At 73.3% G+C, this 13,481-nt stretch carries 16 protein-coding genes and 1 pseudogene; 14 read left to right on the forward strand and 3 right to left on the reverse strand.

Annotated elements, in window-relative coordinates:
* The 3 genes and pseudogenes from TR46_RS42115 to TR46_RS07365 form a co-directional block, all read left to right on the forward strand.
* Positions 1-800: pseudogene (locus tag TR46_RS42115) on the forward strand (hypothetical protein); the annotation flags it as partial.
* On the forward strand, positions 797-1,744 hold the full coding sequence (locus TR46_RS07360) for a sortase (protein WP_052432604.1): 948 nt from the start codon (positions 797-799) through the stop codon (positions 1,742-1,744). The pseudogene TR46_RS42115 and the gene TR46_RS07360, both read left to right, overlap by 4 nt.
* Positions 1,745-1,779: 35 nt before the next feature.
* A complete protein-coding gene (locus tag TR46_RS07365; RefSeq protein WP_084718058.1) occupies positions 1,780-2,637 on the forward strand; it encodes a phosphate ABC transporter ATP-binding protein in 858 nt (285 codons plus the stop codon).
* A 35-nt stretch (positions 2,638-2,672) separates the two neighbouring features.
* Here the strand turns inward: TR46_RS07365 and TR46_RS07370 are convergent, their stop codons facing one another.
* From TR46_RS07370 to TR46_RS37730, 3 genes are all read right to left on the reverse strand, one after another.
* Entirely contained in the window at positions 2,673-3,305 is a 633-nt protein-coding gene (locus tag TR46_RS07370; RefSeq protein ID WP_042395722.1) for a TIGR03085 family metal-binding protein, read from the reverse strand.
* Between the two features lie 81 nt (positions 3,306-3,386).
* On the reverse strand, positions 3,387-3,956 hold the full coding sequence (locus TR46_RS07375; protein ID WP_042395725.1) for a hypothetical protein: 570 nt from the start codon (positions 3,954-3,956) through the stop codon (positions 3,387-3,389).
* A gap of 28 nt (positions 3,957-3,984) precedes the next feature.
* Entirely contained in the window at positions 3,985-4,851 is an 867-nt protein-coding gene (locus TR46_RS37730; protein WP_052432605.1) for a hypothetical protein, read from the reverse strand.
* A gap of 152 nt (positions 4,852-5,003) precedes the next feature.
* Between TR46_RS37730 and hisI the strand changes: the two genes are divergently transcribed.
* From hisI to TR46_RS07430, 11 genes are all read left to right on the forward strand, one after another.
* Positions 5,004-5,396 carry a phosphoribosyl-AMP cyclohydrolase gene (hisI, locus tag TR46_RS07385; protein ID WP_042395728.1) on the forward strand — a complete coding sequence of 131 codons (393 nt, stop codon included), beginning with the start codon at positions 5,004-5,006 and terminating at the stop codon, positions 5,394-5,396.
* A 28-nt stretch (positions 5,397-5,424) separates the two neighbouring features.
* Entirely contained in the window at positions 5,425-7,035 is a 1,611-nt protein-coding gene (locus tag TR46_RS07390; protein WP_084718060.1) for an anthranilate synthase component I, read from the forward strand.
* Positions 7,032-7,721, forward strand: coding sequence for a TIGR02234 family membrane protein (locus TR46_RS07395; protein WP_042395732.1), 690 nt, complete (start codon positions 7,032-7,034; stop codon positions 7,719-7,721). The genes TR46_RS07390 and TR46_RS07395 overlap by 4 nt, the downstream gene beginning before the upstream one ends.
* Before the next feature lie 87 nt (positions 7,722-7,808).
* The gene (locus TR46_RS07400; RefSeq protein WP_042395736.1) at positions 7,809-8,063 is read left to right on the forward strand and encodes an HGxxPAAW family protein; all 255 of its coding nucleotides are present in this window, start codon (positions 7,809-7,811) and stop codon (positions 8,061-8,063) included.
* 2 nt (positions 8,064-8,065) lie between these two features.
* Entirely contained in the window at positions 8,066-8,509 is a 444-nt protein-coding gene (locus TR46_RS07405) for a DUF2752 domain-containing protein (protein WP_236655244.1), read from the forward strand.
* 133 nt (positions 8,510-8,642) lie between these two features.
* A complete protein-coding gene (trpC, locus tag TR46_RS07410) occupies positions 8,643-9,449 on the forward strand; it encodes an indole-3-glycerol phosphate synthase TrpC (RefSeq protein WP_042395741.1) in 807 nt (268 codons plus the stop codon).
* Between the two features lie 22 nt (positions 9,450-9,471).
* The gene (trpM, locus tag TR46_RS45530; protein ID WP_152626338.1) at positions 9,472-9,729 is read left to right on the forward strand and encodes a tryptophan biosynthesis modulator TrpM; all 258 of its coding nucleotides are present in this window, start codon (positions 9,472-9,474) and stop codon (positions 9,727-9,729) included.
* A gap of 128 nt (positions 9,730-9,857) precedes the next feature.
* Positions 9,858-11,078 carry a tryptophan synthase subunit beta gene (gene trpB, locus TR46_RS07415; RefSeq protein ID WP_042395744.1) on the forward strand — a complete coding sequence of 407 codons (1,221 nt, stop codon included), beginning with the start codon at positions 9,858-9,860 and terminating at the stop codon, positions 11,076-11,078.
* Complete coding sequence (trpA, locus tag TR46_RS07420; protein ID WP_042395748.1) at positions 11,078-11,884, forward strand: tryptophan synthase subunit alpha; 807 nt, start codon at positions 11,078-11,080, stop codon at positions 11,882-11,884. The genes trpB and trpA overlap by 1 nt, the downstream gene beginning before the upstream one ends.
* 160 nt (positions 11,885-12,044) lie before the next feature.
* Positions 12,045-12,887 (forward strand): DsbA family protein, encoded by an 843-nt coding sequence (locus tag TR46_RS37735; RefSeq protein WP_052432606.1) that lies wholly within the window; start codon positions 12,045-12,047, stop codon positions 12,885-12,887.
* Between the two features lie 43 nt (positions 12,888-12,930).
* Positions 12,931-13,446, forward strand: coding sequence for a MauE/DoxX family redox-associated membrane protein (locus tag TR46_RS07430; protein ID WP_236655245.1), 516 nt, complete (start codon positions 12,931-12,933; stop codon positions 13,444-13,446).
* Positions 13,447-13,481 lie beyond the last annotated feature (35 nt).

Consider the following 13,481-nt stretch of genomic DNA (forward strand, 5'->3'; position numbering starts at 1 on the left):
AGTCAACCCCTGCCCCGGCCGGGACCACCCCAGCCGCGGCCGCAACAACCGCCGCCTCCGGCGCGGCGAAGGCCGCAGCCGCCGGCACGGTGCTGCTGCTCGCTGTCGGCCTCGCAGTCTTCGGCGCTGGTGCCGGCGGGGTGGACCGGGCCTGGGCCGACCCGTCCGGTCCCGCGTCCGCGCAGTCGGCGGGTGCCGCGCTCGGCACCCTGGCCTTCGACTATCCGTCCGGCCATGACGACGACCCGATCGACACGCTGACCTCCGGGGCCTGCCCGCACACCACCGACCAGCTGATGGCCTCGATCAAGGGCGCGGGCTTCCCGGCCGCAGGCTCCTCCCTGCTGGGCCTGACGCCGGTGTCGATCTTCCCCAAGGCCGCCAACGGCGGCTATGTCGTACCGCTGCCGCAGACGCTGAGGCAGACCGCCAGCGAGACCGGAGTCACCCTCCGCGGCGGCTACACCGTGGACGTCTACTGCCGGACCCGGTTCAACCCCGCCCACCTCAGGGACTTCAGCGGCACCCTGGACTTCTCCGCACCACGGATCTGGAAGGCCAAGGACGTGGCCCCGGCCGGCTCGATCCACGCCGCGGTCAAGGCCGCCGCGACGGTGGCCCCCGCCCCCGCGCCGACCTCGACCGCCGTGGCGGAACCGGCCGCGGCCCCCGCCGCCCCTTCGGCCGGCACCCCGGTGGGTTCGGTGCTGGCGATGGTCTGCGGCGGTCTGCTGCTGGCCGGCCTCGGCGCAAGTTCGCTGCGCCGGCAGCGGGCCCGGGCCAAGGCGGCCGGACGATGACCATTACCGCGCCCCCGCCCGCCGCCCCGCAGGAACCCGCCCCGGCCGCCGAGCCGGTGGTGCCGCCCAAGCCCCCGCACACCCGGCGTCCGGGCCGTCCGGACGCCGCCGGCGCTTACGGCACCGCCCTGCTCCTCCTGGCCGCACTGGTCTTCGGCCTGCTGCTGGACATCGGCCCGATCGGCGACGTCCGGCACGCCAGGGACCGGGAGACCGGCTACGCGGCCCTGCGCAAGGACCTCGCCGAGGGCACCGTCCCGGTGGGACAGACCGATGGCAGCGGCGCCCCAGTACGGCAGGGGCAGCCAGTGGCCCTGCTGACGATCCCTCAACTCGACCTGAAGGAAGTCATCCTGGAGGGCACCACGTCCGGAGTGCTGGCCACCGGCGTGGGCCACCGCCGGGACACCCCGCTGCCGGGACAGGCCGGTACCAGCGTGCTGATGGGGCGTCAGTCTGGCTTCGGCGGCCCCTTCGGCCACCTGGCCGACCTGCGTCCCTCGGAGACCTTCACGGTGCTCACCGGCCAGGGCACGCAGACCTTCCGGGTGCTGGACATACGCCGGGCCGGCGACCCGGTGCCGCCGGTCGTCAAGGACGGCGCCGGACGACTGGTCCTGGTCACGGCTGACGGCCCCGCGTTCACCCCGGACGGACTGCTGCTGGTCGACGCCGACCTGGTCGGCAAGTCCGTCCCCGCTCCCGCGCGTCCGCTGGGCAGTGACGGGCTCTCGGCCGCGGAGAAGCCGATGGGGACCGACCCCTCGGCCTGGGTGCCGCTGGTGCTGTGGGCCGAGGCGCTGCTGCTGGCCGCCGTGGGGGTGACCCTGGCCCGGCTGCGCTGGGGCCGCTGGCAGGCCTGGATCTGCGGGGTCCCGGTGCTCGGCGCACTGGGGCTGTCCGTCGCCGACCAGGTGGTCCGGCTGCTGCCCAACCTCATCTGAACCGTCCGCGATCGTCCGAAGTCTGAAAGGCCATCATGTCCGGTACCCCCAGCAGCGCAGAGACCGTGGAGTTCCCCGCCGTCGCGGACGGCCCGGGCCCGGGCCGGGCGGCCGCGCGGCCCGGTGGCCTGGAGGCCCTCGCGGTCTCGGCCTGGTTCGGCGACCACAAGGTGCTGCAGCAGGTCTCGCTGCAGATGCCGGCCGGCCAGGTCACCGCCCTGATCGGCCCCTCCGGCTGCGGCAAGTCGACCTTCCTGCGCATCCTCAACCGGATGCATGAGCTGGTCCCGTCCGCCACCCTCAGCGGCGAGGTGCTGCTGGACGGCGAGGACGTCTACGCCCCCGGCCGCCGCCTGACCGACGCCCGGCGCCGGATCGGCATGGTGTTCCAGAAGCCCAATCCCTTCCCCGCGATGTCCATCTACGACAACGTCACCGCCGGGCTCAAGCTCACCGGCGTCAGGACCGGGCGCGGCGAGCGGGACCAGCTGGTGCAGGAGTGCCTGACCAGGGCCGGTCTGTGGCAGGAGGTCAGGGACCGGCTCCGGCAGCCCGGCGGCGCCCTGTCCGGCGGCCAGCAGCAGCGCCTCTGCATCGCCCGTTCTCTGGCGGTCCGCCCGCAGGTGCTGCTGATGGACGAGCCCTGCTCGGCCCTGGACCCCACCTCGACCCGGCGCATCGAGGAGACCATCAGGGAACTGGTGGACGAGGTGACCATCGTCATCGTCACCCACAACATGCAGCAGGCGCAGCGGGTCTCCGACCGCTGCGCCTTCTTCCTGGCCTCCCAGAACACCCCGGGCGGCATCGTCGAACACGGCCCCACCGAGGCCATGTTCGAGTCCCCCCAGGACCCCCGCACCGCCGACTACGTTAACGGCCGCTTCGGCTGAGCCGGGCCACTTCCCGGCCCGGCCGGGCCCGTCGGCTACATCCCCAGTTCGGCGTGCTGGACCTTTTCGACGGCTTCCTTGTCGCCTTCCAGTTCGACCTGGGCCTGGTTCTGCCGGCCCATGACGAAGAGCAGCAGCTCGCCGGGCTCGCCGGTGGCGGTGACCACCGGGGTGCCCTTGCGGGCGACCGCGGTCTGGCCGTCCGGGCGGCGCAGTACCAGCCCGGAGGGGGAGCGGCGGCCGTTCATCGAGGCGGACTGGGCCAGCCGCTTCCACAGCTGGTCGGCGAAGTCCTGGTCCAGCACCCGGGGCGCCCAGCCGTCCTGGGCCCGGCGGACGTCCTCGCCGTGGACGAAGAACTCCACGGTGTTGGCCAGTTCGTCGGCGCCGGGGATGCCGAACAGGGACAGCCGCGGCGGCCCGGTGCGGATCAGCTCCAGCAGTTCGGGATAGGGCTTGGCGGCGTACTCGCCCTGGACCTTGGCGAGCCGCGCGGCCAGCGGCTTGATCATGATGCCGCCGGCGGCGTCCGGGCGGCGCTCACGGACGACGACATGTGCGGCGAGGTCCCGGGTGGTCCAGCCCTTGCAGAGGGTGGGCGCGTCGGGGCCGGCGCTCTCCAGTAGGTCAACCAGCAGTAGGCGTTCGCGTCGGGCATGGTTCGGCATGTGTTCAGCCTACGTCTGATGGGGCGTCAATGCGCGGCCCGGACGGTGGGCCCGGACGGTGGGTCCGGACGGTGCTGCGGCTCAGCGCAGCGGCGCGGTCAGCCGGGGGCCTGCCGGGTCGTGCTCGATGGCGCAGGTGGCGGTGCGCCGTCCGGCCCGGTAGGAGGCCAGGTCCGGCCAGATGACGCCGCCGGAGACCAGCGGTTTGAGGGTCTGCCGGGCGCGGACCGGGGCGGTGACCGGGTAGCAGAGGCTGTTGGCCTTCTCGACCAGGGCGACCCCGCTGGTCAACCCGCCCGGGAGCTGCAGCAGCCCGATCACCTGGCCGTCGTGCGGCTGGTGGCAGTCCTGCTCGGTGTAGCGGGAGGCTGCGCCGGTGTGCCCGGGGGCGTCGAAGCAGTCGCCGGGGCGCAGCAGCAGGTACGACAGCGTCTGCGGGAGGGGGGAGGGAGACGGCGCGGGCGGGATGCTGGTCGCCGTGGTGGGGCTGGGCGTGGGGCTCGGGGAGGCGGAACCGGCGGCGGCCGCGGGCTTGCCGTGGCCGCTGCCGCTGCTGAGGACCATCGCGAGGACGGCGGCCAGCACCAGCGCCAGCAGCCCGGCGGTGATCGCGAGCGTCCGCCGCCGGGGCCGGGGCTGATTCGGGCTCATGTTCCCCAGGATGCCCGGTGATGGGGTCTCACCGCAGGGCCGCGGTCAGTTTGGGGTCGCCGACGTCGATGGTGAGGGTGCAGTAGGCCTTGTGGTCGCCGCCCTGGTACCCGTCGAGGAGCGGGTAGAAGACGCTGCCCGACAGATGCAGGCTGCTCGACTGCCGCTGGTAGACGGCGGAGTTGAGGGGGTGGCAGAGGCTGTCCGCCTTGTTGCTGATCTCGTCGCTCGTGGTCAGCCCGCCGGGCAGCGCCACCACCGCGGTCACCTCGCCGTCGTGCGGGCTGCTGCAGCCGCGCTTGGTGATGTCGTTGATGGTGAGGGTGACGGCCGGGTCGCTGTAGCACTCACCCTGCGTCATCGTGACCGCGTTGTAGGTGAGGCTGCTGGACGAGGCGCTGGGCGTCACGCTCGCCAGATCGCTGGGCAGATCGCTGGGCAGATCGCTGGGCAGGTCGGAGGGGAGGGCGGAGGGCAGTGTGTCCGAAGGCAGGGCGAAGGGCGAACTCGACGACGCGACCGGGCTCTTGGAGTGCGAGCCGCCGGAAGCGACGGCTATCACCGTGCCGACGATGCCCAGGGCGACTATCGAGCCGACGACGATGGCGACGACCTTCCCCCGGCCGCCGCCCCCGCCGGGCGGCGTCGGCCCGTACGGGGACTGCGGCTGGCCCTGGTAGGGCTGCGGCGGACCGGGGTACTGGGGAGGCTGTCCGCCGGGGTACTGCGGCTGGTCCCCGTACTGGGGCTGGTCCCCGTACTGGGGCTGGTTGGGGAAGTTCTGGTACTGCGGCGGCCCCGGATAGGGCTGCGGCGGTCCATAGCCCTGCGCAGGCTGCTGTGGCGGCTGGTCCTGGCCACCGTAGGGCGGTTGCTGTGGAGGCGGGTAACTCATGGCGTACACAATGCCGGTAGGTAAGGGGGCGATGAGAGTCGGGTCGAACAAAAAGGCCTATCAACCTCGCCGAAGTCGGAGAAATCGACTGAATCCTTCCCATCTGTCCGCCCTGATGCCCTCACGCCCCGCCGCCTTGGCACAATGGACGCATGCCCGCATCTCCCGCCGCCCCCGGCAGCACCGCTCTGGACCCGCAGGTCGCCGCACGTCTCAAGCGCGACCCGCAGGGGCTCGTCCCCGCCGTCGCGCAGCAGTACGACACCGGGGAGGTGCTGATGATGGGTTGGATGGACGACGAGGCCCTGCACCGAACCCTCACCACCGGGCGCTGCACCTACTGGTCCCGCAGCCGCGGCGAGTACTGGGTCAAGGGCGACACCTCGGGCCACCTGCAGCTGGTCAAGTCCGTCGCCCTGGACTGCGACGGCGACACCCTGCTGGTCCAGGTCGACCAGATCGGCGCCGCCTGCCACACCGGCGACCGGACCTGCTTCGACGCCGGATCGCTGCCGGTCTCGGGGCCCGGCGCGGCCACGGCCTGAACCCCCTCATCGGATACGCTGCGGAGCCATGACCACCGGCATCGTCAGCCCCGATCTCGAGACCTTCCGCAAGCTCGCCGTGGACCGCCGGGTCATCCCGGTGGTCCGTCGGCTGCTGGCGGACGGCGACACCCCTGTCGGCCTGTACCGCAAGCTGGCCGCCGAGCGCCCCAACACCTTTCTGCTGGAGTCCGCCGAGCAGGGCCGGTCCTGGTCCCGGTACTCCTTCGTCGGCGTCCGCTGCAGCGCGGCGCTCACCGTGGACGGCGAGGGGCAGGCCCGCTGGCTCGGGGACCCGCCGGTCGGGGTGCCCACCGAGGGGGACCCGCTGGCCGTGCTGCGCGCCACGGTGGAGACCCTGCACACCCCCCGGGACCTCCACCGCGCGGGTGAACTCCCGCCGTTCACCGGCGGAATGGTCGGCTACCTCGGCTACGACGTGGTCCGCCGGCTGGAGCGCCTGCCCGAGCTCGCCCCGGACGACCTGGGCCTGCCCGAGCTGACCATGCTGCTCGCCACCGACCTGGCCGTGCTCGACCACGCCAACGGCAGCGTCATCCTGATCGCCAACGCGGTGAACCACGACGACCGTCCCACCGGCGTCGAAGCCGCCCACGCCGACGCCGTGGCCAGGCTGGACGCGATGACCGCCGACCTGGCCCGCCCGGTCGACACCGGCGCCGCCGTGCTCACCCCGGTGACCTCGGTGGACGCCCACTCGCCCTTCGGCGGTGCCCCGTACCGGGCCGCGGTCGAGGACGTCAAGGAGCGGATCAGAGCCGGCGAGGCCTTCCAGGTGGTGCCCTCGCAGCGGTTCGAGGTGCCCTGCGAGGCGAGCTCCCTGGACGTCTACCGCGTGCTGCGCACCACCAACCCCAGTCCCTACATGTACCTGTTCCGCTTCGCCGGCACCGCCGGGAACCCCGACTTCGACGTGGTCGGCTCCAGCCCCGAGGCGCTGGTCAAGGTGGAGGACGGGCGCGCCATGGTGCACCCGATCGCCGGGACCAGGCACCGCGGCGCCACCCCCGAGGAGGACGCCGACCTCGCCGCCGAGCTGCTGGCCGACCCCAAGGAGCGCGCCGAGCACCTGATGCTGGTGGACCTGGGCCGCAACGACCTGGGCCGGGTCTGCGCCCCCGGCAGCGTCGAGGTGGTGGAGTTCATGACCGTGGAGCGCTACAGCCACGTCATGCACATCGTCTCCACCGTCACCGGCCGGGTCGCCGCCGACCGCACCGCCTTCGACGTGCTCACCGCCTGCTTCCCGGCCGGGACGCTGTCCGGGGCGCCCAAGCCCCGCGCCATGCAGATCATCGAGGAGCTCGAACCCACTCGGCGCGGCCTCTACGGCGGCTGCGTCGGCTACCTGGACTTCGCCGGGGACTCCGACACCGCGATCGCCATCCGCACCGCACTGATCCGCGACGGCAGGGCCTACGTCCAGGCCGGCGCGGGAGTGGTCGCCGACTCGGTGCCGGAGAGCGAGGACGCGGAGTGCCGCAACAAGGCGGCCGCCGTGCTGCGCGCGGTGGCGAGCGCGAGCACGCTGCGCCCGACGGCCCAGAGCCCGACGGCCCAGAGCCCGACGACCCTGCGTCCGGCCGCTCCCGGCGCTCAGGGCACACTGGAACGGTGACCGCGCTGCCCGAGACCGAACCGACCGAGACCGAACCGACCGAGACGTCCGCCGACGACACCCCTGCGGCCCCCGCGGCCCCCCGCCGCCCGGACCGGCGCAGCCTCGCGCTGATGCTGCTGCTCACCGTCCTCGGTGCGGCCGTGGTGCTGCTCGCCGCCGGGCAGACCTGGGCGCACGGCAGCGTCGCCTTCCAGGGCACCCGGCTGAAGGTCTCCGCCAGCGGCTCCGAGACCAGCGGTCTGCCCGGGGCGCTCGCGCTGGTCGCGCTGGCCGCCGCGGTGGCCGTGTTCTCGGTGCGCGGCGCCGCCCGGGCCGCGGTCGGCGCGCTGCTCTCGCTGGCCGGAGCCGGGGTGGCGGCGTCCGCCCTGGTCGCCGCCACCGGGGTCGGCGCCCTGAACGGCAAGGCCGCCCGAGCCATCGGCCTCACCAGGGCCGCCGCGACCGGTGTCGAGCACACCCTCTGGCCCTGGGCCGGCGCCCTGGGCGGCGTGCTGCTGATCCTCGGCGGCCTGCTGGTGCTCGCCAGGGGCCGCGACTGGCCCGGGATGTCCTCCCGCTACGACGCCCCGGGCAGCGCCGCGGGACGGCCCCGCGCGGCCGCCGCCAAGCGCGCCACGCCCGACCGGGAAAGCCCCGCCGACCTGTGGAAGGCCCTGGACCGGGGTGAGGATCCGACACGTTGAGACGGCAGTGTGCCACCCCGCACGGCGGCACGGACCGGCGTACGGAACAATGTCCAGCGAGAGTCAACGTGCAACCTAGGAGCAGCAATGTCGGGTAGTGCCCACGGACACACCACCGCCGCCTGGACCGGTGTGACCATCTCCTTCGTCGGCTTCATGATCGCCGGTGTGGCCATGGTCGTCCCGATGCCGATCCTGGTCATCGTCGGACTCGTGCTGGCTCTCGTCGGCCCGGGCGTCGGCAAGATGATGTCGGCCGCCGGCTACGGCAAGAAGGTCGACCCGGCCCCGAAGGCCGACGCCGCCAAGAAGACCCCGGTCGGCTCGGGCGCCTCGAACTGACCATGGCGGATGCGGCGGGACGCCCCGCCCCCCGGTCCCTCACCGCGCCGGCGGCCGCGCTCGCGGCGGTCGGCGCGGCGACGGCGTACGTGGCCGAGGTCGACCCGGACCGCCCCGGCCACTACCCGACCTGTCCGTTCCTGCTGCTCACCGGCTGGTGGTGCCCGGCCTGCGGCGGCCTGCGCTGCGTCCACGAGCTGACCCGCGGCGACCTCTCGGCCGCGCTGCACGACAACGTCCTGGTGGTCGTCTCGGTGGTGCTCGCCACGGCGTTCTGGGCCCGCTGGACCTACCGCGCGGCCCGCGGGCGGCGCAGCCCGGTGCCGGCGATCCCCCGCCGCCGGGTGTGGGGACTGATCGCCGTCCTGGTGGCCTTCACGGTGTTCCGCAACCTCCCGGCCGGCTCCTTCCTGGCCCCGCCCTCGGTACCGCTGCCGGGCCTGTGACCAGCGATATCGTGTCCGCTCAACGAGACCGGGCGCGGTTCGATGCGAGCCGCGCGGGTTCTGGCGGATACCATCGACAGTGGCTGGAGGCAGCCGCACCCGCCATCCACACCTGCAGAAGGGGGCGTCCAGCGTGAGCGTGCTCGACGAGATCATCGCCGGAGTCCGTGAGGACCTCGAAGAGCGCCAGAAGCTGGTGTCCCTGGACGAGCTCAAGGAACAGGCCGCCCGCGCCCCGCTGGCCAAGGACGGCGTCGCCGCACTGCGCGGCGACAGCGTGCGGGTCATCTGCGAGGTGAAGCGCTCCAGCCCCTCCAAGGGCGCCCTGGCCGCGATCGCCGACCCGGCGGCCCTCGCCGCCGACTACGCCGCGGGCGGGGCGGCGGCCATCTCGGTCCTCACTGAGCAGCGCCGCTTCGGCGGCTCGCTGGCCGACCTCAGGGCGGTCCGCGCGGCGGTGGACACCCCGCTGCTGCGCAAGGACTTCATCGTCACCGCCTACCAGCTGTGGGAGGCCCGCGCGGCCGGCGCCGACCTGGCGCTGCTGATCGTCGCCGCGCTGGAGCAGCCCGCGCTGGAGTCGCTGATCGAGCGGGCCCAGTCGATCGGGCTGACCCCGCTGGTCGAGGTGCACGACGAGGAGGAGGTCGCCCGCGCGGTGGACGCCGGCGCGCGGATCATCGGCGTGAACGCCCGCAACCTCAAGGACCTCAAGGTCGACCGGGACACCTTCGCCAATGTCGCGCCGTCCATCCCGGACCACATCGTCAAGGTCGCCGAGTCCGGCGTCCGCGGCCCGCACGACCTGATCGCCTACGCCAACGACGGGGCGGACGCCGTCCTGGTCGGCGAGTCCCTGGTCACCGGCCGCGATCCGCGGGCCGCGGTGGCCGACCTGGTCGCCGCGGGGGCGCACCCGGCGATCCGGCACGGGCGCTGAGGAATCCGCTAGTCTCATGGCCATGTCCCCCCGTCTCCAGCCCGGATGCAAGCCGCATCGAGGGTCGGCCGCAGCCGCTGCTCCACTGCGGGCGGGTACCGGGCACTCGTTCCTCGCACCCGATCCCCACCCTCCGGTGCGCATCGGCTACGTCCTCCAGCGCGGCTGCCGCGCGCCTGCCCGCAGGGTGCTGGGGCGGCGGGTGCGGTATGTGATCGGTGCGGAGCCGGGGCAGGTGCCGGGGCGGCGATGGCGTTGCCGCAGTAGGGGTTCGCTCTAGCGGTGTCGCCTTGGTGCGGGTCTGTTGCGGTTGCTGTTCGCGCAGTTCCCCGCGCCCCTGGGTCTCCTCTGGCTGGGCTCCTGCTGTTGGTCGACGTCTCTGTCACAGCTATGTTCTGAGGACCAGTCATGTCTTCGCACGACCTCACACCTGACCCCCGCGGCTACTTCGGGGCCTACGGCGGCCGCTTCATCCCCGAGGCCCTCGTCGCCGCCGTGGAGCAGGTCGCCGACGAGTACGAGAAGGCCAAGGCGGACCCCGCCTTCGGCGCCGAACTCGCGGCCCTGCTCAAGGACTACACCGGGCGTCCGAGCCCCCTCACCGACGTCCACCGCTTCTCCGCCGAGGCGGGCGGAGCCCGCATCCTGCTGAAGCGCGAGGACCTCAACCACACCGGCTCGCACAAGATCAACAACGTGCTGGGCCAGGCCCTGCTCACCCGCCGGATGGGCAAGACCCGGCTGATCGCCGAGACCGGCGCCGGCCAGCACGGGGTGGCCACGGCCACCGCCGCCGCGCTGTTCGGCATGGACTGCACCATCTACATGGGCGAGGTCGACACCCGGCGCCAGGCGCTGAACGTCGCCCGGATGCGGATGCTCGGCGCCGAGGTGGTCCCGGTCACCTCCGGCAGCCGCACCCTCAAGGACGCCATCAACGAGGCCTTCCGCGACTGGGTCGCCAACGTCGACTCCACCCACTACCTGTTCGGCACGGTCGCCGGACCGCACCCGTTCCCGATGATGGTCCGCGAGTTCCACCGGGTGATCGGCATCGAGGCCCGGGCCCAGGTGCTGGACCGCACCGGCGCGCTCCCGGACGCCGTGGTGGCCTGCGTCGGCGGCGGCTCCAACGCGATGGGCATCTTCTACGACTTCATCCCGGACGCCGGCGTCCGCCTGGTCGGCATCGAGGCCGCGGGCGAGGGCGTGGACACCCCGCGCCACGCCGCCACACTGACCAAGGGCGACCCGGGGGTGCTGCACGGCTCCCGCACCTACGTCCTGCAGGACGAGGACGGCCAGACCATCGAGAGCCACTCCATCTCGGCCGGTCTCGACTACCCGGGCGTCGGCCCCGAGCACGCCTACCTCAAGGACTCGGGCCGCGCCGAGTACCGCCCCTGCACCGACGACGCCGCCATGCAGGCGCTGCGGCTGCTGTCCCGCACCGAGGGCATCATCCCGGCCATCGAGAGCTCCCACGCCCTCGCCGGGGCGCTGGAGCTGGGCCGCGAGCTCGGCCCGGGCGCGACCATCCTGGTCAACCTCTCCGGGCGCGGCGACAAGGACATGCACACGGCCGCCGAGTACTTCGGCCTGCTCGACCAGAACGAGGCGGGGAACTGATGAACACCAAGCTCAGTGGAGTCCTCGCGGCGGCGAAGGCCGAGAACCGGGCCGCCCTGATCGGCTACCTCCCGGCCGGGTTCCCGACCATCGACGGTGCGGCCCAGGCCGTGCAGGCGCTGCTCGACGGCGGCGCGGACGTGGTCGAGATCGGTCTGCCGCACAGCGACCCGGTGCTGGACGGGCCCACCATCCAGACCGCCGACGACATCGCCCTGCGCAACGGCGTCCGCACCAGGGACGTGCTGGAGACGGTCCGTCAGGTCACCACCGCCAACCCGGCCGTGCCGGTGCTGGTGATGACCTACTGGAACCCGGTGGACCGCTACGGCGCCGCCCGGTTCGCCGCCGACCTCGCCGCCGCCGGGGGAGCCGGCTGCATCCTGCCCGACCTGCCGGTCGAGGAGGCCGGCCCGTGGCTGGCGGCCGCCGAGGAGCTGGGTCTGGCCACGGTCTTCGTGGTCGCCCCGTCCAGCAGGGACCAGCGGCTCGCCACCATCACCGCCAGCGGGACCGGCTTCGTCTACGCGGCCGCGGTGATGGGGGTGACCGGCAGCCGCAACCAAGTCGGCGAGATGGCCGAGGACCTGGTGAAACGCACCAGGGCCACCACCGACCTGCCGGTCTGCGTCGGCCTCGGGGTCTCCACGGCGGCGCAGGCCGCCGAGGTCGCGGCCTTCGCCGACGGGGTGATCGTCGGCTCCGCCTTCGTTCAGCGCATCCTGGACGCGGCCTCCCACGAGGCCGGCTACGCCGCCGTGCGCGAGCTCGCGGCCGAGCTCGCCGAGGGCGTCCGCAAGCGCTAGCTGCAGGCCCCGCACCGAACCGCCACGCGGTCACTCGTTCAGGTGAGTGGCCGCGTGGCGCGTATCCGCAGGGGTGCCCTCCTCGTTGATGATCCGGCAGGTGGCTCCTTTCCGGGCCGCCCGTGCGCGCATGCACGAACGCGATCCGAGGAGGTCCACCGTGGCTGCTTCCACCCGTGCCCGGGCGACCCGGGCGGCTGTTGCCGTCGTCGCGCTCGCTGTGGCCGTGGGCGGCGAGGCCAGCGTGGGCAAGGCCCTCTCCGAGGGCGGCCGGCAGCGGTTCGTCGCCGAGCAGACCGGCTACGACCGCAGCGCCCCCATCGTCGCCAGCCGCAGCGTGCACCGTCCTGCGCTGATCGCCGACGTCGCCCAGCGCAAGGACCTCAGCGGACTGCCGGCGCGGCTGGCCCCGGACGGCGCCGGCATCGACGTCGGCTATCCGGACGCGCCGGTCGTGCTGACCCTCTTCGAGGACTTCCGCTGCTCCTCGACCCGTGACTTCGAGCGCGCCCAGGGCGCCGGGCTGGCCGCCCTGACCGCCCGTCACCAGGTGCTGCTCCGCTACGTCATGGAGTCATCGCTGGACCAGCGGCTGCCCGGTCCCGGCGCGCTGCTGGCCACCAACGCGGCCCGCGCGGCCCTGTCCCGAGGCCGGTTCCCGCTGTTCCACGCGCTGCTGTTCGCCAACCAGCCGGGCGAGCAGGTGAACGGCTTCACCGTGCCCCGGCTGCTGGACGTCGCCGGCAGCGTGCCCCACCTGCGCGGCCAGGCCTTCGACACCGAGGTCCGCACGGTCTGGTACCGGGACTGGGTCAAGGCGGCGCAGACCGCCTACGACGACGCACCCGTTCCGCGCGGAACGCCCTCGATGCTGCTGGACGGCGCCCCGGTGGACCTCGGCGCACAGCCCGCACTGCTGACGAGTCCCGCGGCGCTGGGCGCCTTCGTCGCGCACGCGGCCGCGCACAAGGCCGCGCAGAAGGCCGCGGCGGAGCAGTACTGAGGCTGCGGCCTCACACAACTAAATCGCAGGGAGGCGATAGCGGATGGCCACGGATCAGATGAGCCGGACGGACGGGAAGGAATCGGGAAGGGGCCGCCGCACCGCGGTGGTCACCGGGATCGGCACGGCCGCCCGGCTGGGCCTCGCGGTCGTCTGGGCCTGGGCCGGGCTGGCCAAGATCTCCGACCCGGAGGCCGCCGCGCAGGCGGTACGCGCCTACCGGCTGCTGCCGGAGTCGCTGGTGAAACCGTTCGGCTACGGCCTGCCCTTCCTGGAGCTGGCGCTGGCCCTGCTGCTGCTGGTCGGCCTGGGCACCCGGATCGCGGCCGGGCTCTCGGCGCTGCTGCTGGTGGTCTACATCGGCTCCATCGCCTCGGTCTGGGCCCGCGGGATCTCCATCGACTGCGGCTGCTTCGGCGGCGGCGGCGCGGTGAGCGCCTCGCACACCGCCTACCTCCAGGAGATCCTGCGCGACATCGGCTTCCTGCTCCTGGCCGGCTGGCTGATCAGGTGGCCGCGCACCTGGGTCTCGCTGGACGGCCTGCTCGCAACGGACTGACCCACCGCAGTACCGCAGTTGTTCAACCTGTCCCC

The sequence above is a fragment of the Streptacidiphilus carbonis genome, assembly GCF_000787775.1.
Taxonomy (GTDB): Bacteria; Actinomycetota; Actinomycetes; order Streptomycetales; family Streptomycetaceae; genus Streptacidiphilus; species Streptacidiphilus carbonis.

Bases quoted from the DNA above. Each gene is read 5' to 3' on its own strand.
- TR46_RS07360 (WP_052432604.1), top strand. From the start codon at position 797: ATGACCATTACCGCGCCCCCGCCCGCCGCCCCGCAGGAACCCGCCCCG.
- TR46_RS07365 (WP_084718058.1), top strand. From the start codon at position 1,780: ATGTCCGGTACCCCCAGCAGCGCAGAGACCGTGGAGTTCCCCGCCGTC.
- TR46_RS07370 (WP_042395722.1), bottom strand. From the start codon at position 3,305: ATGCCGAACCATGCCCGACGCGAACGCCTACTGCTGGTTGACCTACTG.
- TR46_RS07375 (WP_042395725.1), bottom strand. From the start codon at position 3,956: ATGAGCCCGAATCAGCCCCGGCCCCGGCGGCGGACGCTCGCGATCACC.
- TR46_RS37730 (WP_052432605.1), bottom strand. From the start codon at position 4,851: ATGAGTTACCCGCCTCCACAGCAACCGCCCTACGGTGGCCAGGACCAG.
- hisI (WP_042395728.1), top strand. From the start codon at position 5,004: ATGCCCGCATCTCCCGCCGCCCCCGGCAGCACCGCTCTGGACCCGCAG.
- TR46_RS07390 (WP_084718060.1), top strand. From the start codon at position 5,425: ATGACCACCGGCATCGTCAGCCCCGATCTCGAGACCTTCCGCAAGCTC.
- TR46_RS07400 (WP_042395736.1), top strand. From the start codon at position 7,809: ATGTCGGGTAGTGCCCACGGACACACCACCGCCGCCTGGACCGGTGTG.
- TR46_RS07405 (WP_236655244.1), top strand. From the start codon at position 8,066: ATGGCGGATGCGGCGGGACGCCCCGCCCCCCGGTCCCTCACCGCGCCG.
- trpM (WP_152626338.1), top strand. From the start codon at position 9,472: ATGTCCCCCCGTCTCCAGCCCGGATGCAAGCCGCATCGAGGGTCGGCC.
- trpB (WP_042395744.1), top strand. From the start codon at position 9,858: ATGTCTTCGCACGACCTCACACCTGACCCCCGCGGCTACTTCGGGGCC.
- trpA (WP_042395748.1), top strand. From the start codon at position 11,078: ATGAACACCAAGCTCAGTGGAGTCCTCGCGGCGGCGAAGGCCGAGAAC.
- TR46_RS07430 (WP_236655245.1), top strand. From the start codon at position 12,931: ATGGCCACGGATCAGATGAGCCGGACGGACGGGAAGGAATCGGGAAGG.